The sequence below is a fragment of the Comamonas sp. B-9 genome (assembly GCF_000410635.1).
GTDB lineage: Bacteria > Pseudomonadota > Gammaproteobacteria > Burkholderiales > Burkholderiaceae_C > Comamonas.
Genome location: NZ_KE148529.1, coordinates 13,216 through 19,757, shown reverse-complemented (window position 1 = coordinate 19,757; position 6,542 = coordinate 13,216). Strand labels below are relative to the sequence as shown.

6 protein-coding genes and 1 pseudogene are annotated in these 6,542 nt (G+C 63.2%); 4 read left to right on the top strand and 3 right to left on the bottom strand.

Translation table 11 applies throughout. From position 1 onward, the window contains the following. From H928_RS0106555 to galU, 4 genes are all read left to right on the top strand, one after another. Window positions 1–852: TrbI/VirB10 family protein (locus H928_RS0106555; RefSeq protein ID WP_021025772.1), on the top strand; the 852-nt coding region annotated here is incomplete at its 5' end. Beyond that, window positions 849–1,097, top strand: a complete 249-nt coding sequence (locus H928_RS0106550; RefSeq protein WP_021025771.1) for a DUF2274 domain-containing protein — start codon at window positions 849–851, stop codon at window positions 1,095–1,097. The genes H928_RS0106555 and H928_RS0106550, both read left to right, overlap by 4 nt. Window positions 1,098–1,525: 428 nt before the next feature. After that, window positions 1,526–4,429: a valine--tRNA ligase gene (locus H928_RS0106545; protein WP_021025770.1), complete on the top strand. Its 2,904-nt coding sequence runs from the start codon at window positions 1,526–1,528 to the stop codon at window positions 4,427–4,429. Window positions 4,430–4,537: 108 nt separating this feature from the next. Continuing rightward, complete coding sequence (galU, locus tag H928_RS0106540; RefSeq protein ID WP_021025769.1) at window positions 4,538–5,425, top strand: UTP--glucose-1-phosphate uridylyltransferase GalU; 888 nt, start codon at window positions 4,538–4,540, stop codon at window positions 5,423–5,425. 74 nt (window positions 5,426–5,499) lie between these two features. Here the strand turns inward: galU and H928_RS0106535 are convergent, their stop codons facing one another. The 3 genes and pseudogenes from H928_RS0106535 to H928_RS33055 form a co-directional block, all read right to left on the bottom strand. Then, complete coding sequence (locus H928_RS0106535; RefSeq protein WP_027010629.1) at window positions 5,500–5,727, bottom strand: sulfurtransferase TusA family protein; 228 nt, start codon at window positions 5,725–5,727, stop codon at window positions 5,500–5,502. Window positions 5,728–5,759: 32 nt separating this feature from the next. Beyond that, window positions 5,760–6,383, bottom strand: a complete 624-nt coding sequence (locus H928_RS0106530; protein ID WP_021025767.1) for an NUDIX domain-containing protein — start codon at window positions 6,381–6,383, stop codon at window positions 5,760–5,762. Between the two features lie 47 nt (window positions 6,384–6,430). Then, window positions 6,431–6,542: pseudogene (locus tag H928_RS33055) on the bottom strand (cysteine synthase B); the annotation flags it as partial.

The following is a 6,542-nucleotide window of genomic DNA, read 5'->3' as shown; positions in this document are numbered from 1 at the left end:
GCGGCTTCGGCGGTGTTCTTCCGCTCGGGAAAGCCGGGCCAAGCCGCTGGCGCTGTCGCGCAGGCGGCGCCCGGAGCACCCGGCATGGCCAACGCCTTGGCAGGGTTCGATCCGCTGGCGGCCGGTCCGGCCTCGACGGCGGCCCAGCCCAGTGATCCCACCACCGTGCAGAACCGGCAAGACCAGAAAGAGGCGTTCCTGAAAGGCGGCTCCAAGGAGACTCGCAATTCCGGCAATCTCCAAATGCCAGCCTCGCCGTACCAGGTGATGGCCGGGACGGTGATCGCAGCGGCGCTGGTCACAGGCATCAAGTCCGACCTGCCGGGCGATGTGATCGCCACGGTGACGGAGCCGGTCTATGACACGGCTACGGGCAGGTTCCTGCTGATTCCGCAGGGCTCGCGCATTTTGGGCAAATACAACAGCCAGGTGAGCTTCGGGCAGAGCCGGGTGCAGATGGTGTGGAACCGGATCATCTTGCCAGACACATCCTCGCTGACGCTCGACAACCTTGTCGGCACCGATCCTGCGGGCTACGCAGGGTTGGAGGATGAAGTGGATCAGCATTGGGGCCGCATCTTTGCCGGGGCGGCGCTGACCACGCTGCTGGGTATCGGCGCCGAGTTGGCCGCGCCGGAGAATCGGCAGAACGGCAACCGCATCGTCATTGCCGGGCGCGATGGTCTGCAGGACAGTGTGAACCAAGTGGGGCAGGAGATGACCCGGCGCAACATGAACATCCAGCCGACGCTGACAGCGCGGCCGGGGTTGCCGGTGCGGATCATCGTGGCAAGGGATTTACAGGTTCGAGCTTACCAGCCGCTCTTTCTTCAGCGTGGAGGTGCCCGATGAACATGGCCAGAAAACTCCGGCTTGGGCCGCTGCCATCGACCAGCAGCACCAAGCTGACATTCGCTTGTCCAGCCAGCCTGAAAATGGATCTAGACCGGTACGCCGCTCTTCATGCGCAGACCTATGGCGAAGCGGTCGATGCGGCCACGCTGATCCCGCACATGCTCGAAGCCTTCATGGCGGGGGGTCGGGGATTCAAGCGGGGTGGCAAGGCCAAGGCCGTCGCCACCCCGAAGTCAGGATGACGATGCTCCGACATAGATTTAATGAAGAACGCGCGGCTCCAGGCCGTGCGTTCTTCGTTTGGGAAGCCGGTAATATGGGAGTTCAGGTCGGTTGCCGACGCTGCACTCCGTGTCCGATGTAGCGCGATCCGGCTTTCTCTCCCAACGCTCTCATGTGGCACCTAGCCCACACCGCCGAGGTGCCATCGGGTGGCACGATACAGAGCTAACTTGCTGTCTCGTATAAGGTTTCAGGCCAAATGGGATGCCTTGAAAATACTTGACACCGAACATTTTTTATGGCCATTGCAAAGGGCTTGTGCTGCGGCCAACGGCGGCACAAGCCCACGCGGGCCGGTCATGGCCGCAGGCGGGCTAAAATCAGCCTATTCTTTCCAAGCTATCCAACGGCATCCCGATCTGTGGTGCCGTTTTCCATTGATCACACCATGAGCGACACCAACAGCCAACCGATTTCCCAACCAGGTCTCGATAGCCTGTCCAAGTCTTTTGAGCCTGCGGCCATCGAGGCCCATTGGGGCCCGGAATGGGAAAAGCGCGGCTACGGCAACGCCGGCTATCGCGGCACCGGTGCGCCCAATGCGGAATCGGTCGCGGCGCAGCACAACTTCTCCATCCAGCTGCCGCCCCCCAATGTGACCGGCACCCTGCACATGGGCCATGCGTTCAACCAGACGATCATGGACTCGCTCACCCGCTACCACCGCATGAAGGGCTACAACACGGCCTGGATTCCGGGCACCGACCACGCTGGTATCGCCACCCAGATCGTCGTGGAGCGCCAGCTGCAGGCCGCCGGCCAAAGCCGCTATGACCTGGGCCGCGAGAACTTTGTCGCCAAGGTCTGGGAGTGGAAGGAGCAATCGGGCAACACCATCACCACGCAGATGCGCCGCATGGGCGATACCGTGGACTGGAGCCGCGAGTACTTCACGATGGACGACAAGCTCTCCAAGGTGGTGACCGAGACCTTCGTCAAGCTCTACCAGCAAGGCCTGATCTACCGTGGCAAGCGCCTGGTCAACTGGGACCCGGTGCTGCAGTCGGCCGTGTCCGACCTGGAAGTGGAAAACCAGGAAAAAGACGGGTCGCTGTGGCATATTGCCTACCCGCTGACCAGCGGCGAAGGCCAGCTGGTGGTGGCCACCACCCGCCCCGAGACCATGCTGGGCGACGTCGCCGTGATGGTCCACCCCGAGGACACGCGCTACCAGCACCTGATTGGCCAGACCGTGACCCTGCCACTGGTGGGCCGCCAGATCCCGATCATTGCCGACGACTATGTGGACCGCGAGTTCGGCACCGGCGTGGTCAAGGTCACGCCCGCGCATGACCAGAACGACTACCAGGTCGGCCAGCGCCACAAGCTGCCACTGATCGTGGTGCTGACCCTGGAAGCCAAGATCAACGACGAGGCGCCCGAGAAATACCGTGGCATGGACCGCTTTGTGGCGCGCAAGGCCATCGTGGCCGACCTCGAAGCCCAGGGCCTGCTGGTCGAGACCAAGAAGCACAAGCTGATGGTGCCCATCTGCGACCGTACCGGCCAGGTGATCGAGCCCATGCTGACCGACCAGTGGTTCATCGCGATGAGCAAGGTCAGTGACCAGGATCCCACCGGCAAGAGCATTGCACAAAAGGCCATCGACGCCGTGGCCTCGGGCCAGGTGCAGTTTGTGCCTGAGAACTGGGTCAACACCTACAACCAGTGGATGAACAACATCCAGGACTGGTGCATTTCGCGCCAGCTGTGGTGGGGCCACCAGATTCCGGCCTGGTACGACGAAGAAGGCAACATCTATGTCGCCAAGAACGAGGCCGAAGCCCAGGCGCAGGCGCCGGGCAAGGTACTGCGCCGCGACGCCGATGTGCTCGACACCTGGTACTCCTCGGCGATGGTGCCCTTCAGCACCATGGGCTGGCCCGAGCAAGGCGACGCCGCCGATGACGACTTCAACCTCTACCTGCCCTCGTCGGTGCTGGTGACCGGCTACGACATCATCTTCTTCTGGGTCGCCCGGATGATCATGATGACCACGCACTTCACCGGGCGCGTGCCGTTCAAGCATGTCTACATCCACGGCCTGGTGCGCGATGCGCAGGGCAAGAAGATGTCCAAGTCCGAAGGCAATGTGCTGGACCCGGTCGACCTGATCGATGGCATTGCACTGGAGCCGCTGCTGGACAAGCGCACCGTGGGCCTGCGCAAGCCCGAGACCGCGCCCCAGGTGCGCAAGAACACGCAAAAGGAATTCCCCGAAGGCATTCCCGCCTATGGCGCCGATGCGCTGCGCTTTACCTTTGCCGCGCTCGCGTCGCTGGGCCGCTCGATCAACTTTGATAGCAAGCGCTGCGAAGGCTACCGCAACTTCTGCAACAAGCTGTGGAACGCCTCGCGCTTTGTGCTGATGAACTGCGAAGGCCATGACTGCGGCCTGCTCGAGCACAGCAAGGACCAGTGCGCCACGGGCGACTACCTGCAGTTCAGCCAGCCCGACCGCTGGATCGTCTCGCAGCTGCAAAAGGTCGAGGCCGAGGTGGCCAAGGGCTTTGCCGAATTCCGCCTGGACAACGTCGCCAACACCCTCTACGACTTTGTCTGGAACGAGTTCTGCGACTGGTACCTGGAAATCGCCAAGGTGCAGATCCAGACCGGCAACCCAGCCCAGCAGCGCGGTACCCGCCGCACGCTGATCCGCACCTTGGAGACCATCCTGCGCCTGGCCCACCCGATCATCCCGTTCGTGACCGAAGCGCTGTGGCAGAAGGTGGCGCCTGTGGCCGGCCGCGAAGGCGCATCGATTGCGATTGCCGCCTATCCGCAAGCCCAGCCCGAGAAGATCGACAACGCGGCCATCGCCTATGTGGAGCGCATCAAGCAAATGGTGGACGCCTGCCGTGCACTGCGCGGTGAGATGGCCGTCTCGCCCGCCCAGCGCCTGCCGCTGCTGACGGTGGCCGGTTCTGCCGACGGCGCCGCCTTCCTGCGCGCCAACGCCGATGTGCTCAAGAACCTGGCCAAGCTGAGCGAGGTCAAGGTGTTCGACGACGAAACCACCTGGGCGGCCGAGGCCCAGCATGCCCCCGTGTCGGTGGTGGGCGATGCGCGCCTGGCGCTGTTTGTCGAAGTGGATGTGGAGGCCGAGAAGCTGCGCCTGGGCAAGGAGATCAAGCGCCTCGAAGGCGAGATCACCAAGGCCAACGCCAAGCTGTCCAACGAGGCGTTCTGCGCCAAGGCCCCCGCTGCCGTGCTGGACCAGGAGAAAAAGCGCATGGCGGACTTTGGCGCATCGCTGAGCAAGCTGCAAGAGCAGCTCCAGCGCCTGGGCTGAATCGGCCGGGGCGGTGCAAAAATCAGCACATAATGCCCCTTGGCCCTGCACACAAAGGCGCAGCTTGCTGCGCCTTTGTCACATCCAAGTCCTAGAACCCGAGTATTTATGACTACACCGACCCGTGTCCGCAAAGCCGTTTTCCCAGTCGCTGGCCTGGGCACCCGCTTTTTGCCTGCCACCAAGGCATCGCCCAAGGAAATGCTGCCCGTCGTGGACAAGCCCCTGATCCAGTACGCGGTGGAAGAGGCCTACGAGGCCGGTATCCGGGACATGATCTTTGTTACCGGCCGCAGCAAGCGCGCCATCGAAGACCACTTCGACACCGCCTATGAGCTGGAAAACGAGCTGGAAAACGCCGGCAAGCAAGCCATGCTGGACCTGGTGCGCAGCGTCAGCCCCGATGACATGAACTGCCTGTTTGTGCGCCAGCCCCGCTCGCTGGGCCTGGGCCATGCGGTGCTCTGCGCCGAACCGCTGGTAGGCAACGAGCCTTTTGCCGTGCTGCTGGCCGATGACTTGATGACCGGCGCGCCAGGCGGCCCGGGCGTGATGGCGCAGATGACGGCCGCCTTCTCCAAGCAAGGCCGCTCACTGCTGGCCGTGCAGGAGGTGCCGCTGGAACACACCAAGCGCTATGGCATCGTCAAGGGCGAGCCCGCAGGCGGCCCGCTGATGCGCATTGACGAGATCGTTGAAAAGCCCGCCCCGGAAAAAGCCCCCTCCCGCATGGGTGTGGCCGGCCGCTATGTACTCACCCCCGGCATCTTTGACGAGATCCGCAACCAGCCCAAGGGCGTGGGCGGCGAGATCCAACTGACCGATGCGATCGAGCGCCTGATGCACAGCGAGACGGTGTACGCCTACCAGTACAGCGGCAAGCGCTATGACTGCGGCAGCAAGGAAGGCTTTTTGCAGGCCACGGTGGAGCTGGCGCTGCAGCACCCCGATGTGGGCGATGATTTCCGCGCCTTTTTGAAGAACCTGCAGATCTGAATCTGCGCTGAAACTCCCACAAAACAAAGGCCTGCAGATGCAGGCCTTTGGTGTTTGAGCAGCGTGGGGAGCGCCTAGCGGCGGCGCAGAATATGGATGAACTCCTCACCCACCGTCTGCTGCTCCACCAGCTCATTGCCGGTCTGCTTGGCAAAGGCCTGAAAATCCCGGATCGAGCCGGTATCGGTCGCCACCACCTTGAGCAGTTGCCCGCTCTGCATGGTGGCCAAGGCCTTCTTGGCCTTCAAAATCGGCAGCGGGCAGTTCAGCCCCCGCGTATCCACTTCCTGGTCAATATCCATCGTGTTCATTCGTCGTTGATGCCAAGCAGGGCCTAGCCCAGGCGGGGTGCCACCACAAAGCGGGCATCCTCTTGCCAATAATTCACCGGCCATTTGGCCGGATCGGGCTCAGGGTTCTGGTTGGGGCGGAAGGCGCCAAAGCGCACCGACTCGCCCTTGCTTTTGACCCACTCGGCCATCGCGTAGCCGGTGCCGGAAGGCCAGCACAGCACATCCTGCGCCGTCTTCCACTGGTATTCCACCAGCTCGGGCGACAGGCGCACATCGCCTGGCTGGCCCGCCACGCGCACATGGTAGGCGATCAGCACCTGGTTCATGCGCAAAAACTCCCAGCAGCCAATCAGGCGCAGGGCCTGGGTCTGCAGGCCGGTCTCTTCCAGCACCTCACGGGCAATGCCGGCCTCGGGCGATTCGCCGGCTTCCATGAAGCCGGTGATCAGGCCAAACATGCCCGGCTGCCACAGCGCATTGCGCGCCAGCAGCACCTGGCCCTGGTCGTTCTCGACGACAGCGGCCAGCACGGGCGTGGGGTTGCCCCAGTGCGTCCAGCCGCAGGCGGGGCAGCGCAGTCGGCTGACATCGCCGCTGTCCTCGGCCATCACCTTCCATTGCAGCGCCGTGGCGCAGTTCACGCAAAATTTCGTTTCGTATTGCATAGGGCTTTCATGCCGGCAACCGAGCGCTCATCGCTCGGCGCGCGTGCTCAGGCGGGAAACACGCCGGTGGACAGATAGCGGTCCCCCCGGTCGCAGACGACAAACACAATGGTAGCGTTGCGTTCGCGGCGCGCAATTTCCTGAGCGACATGGCAGGCG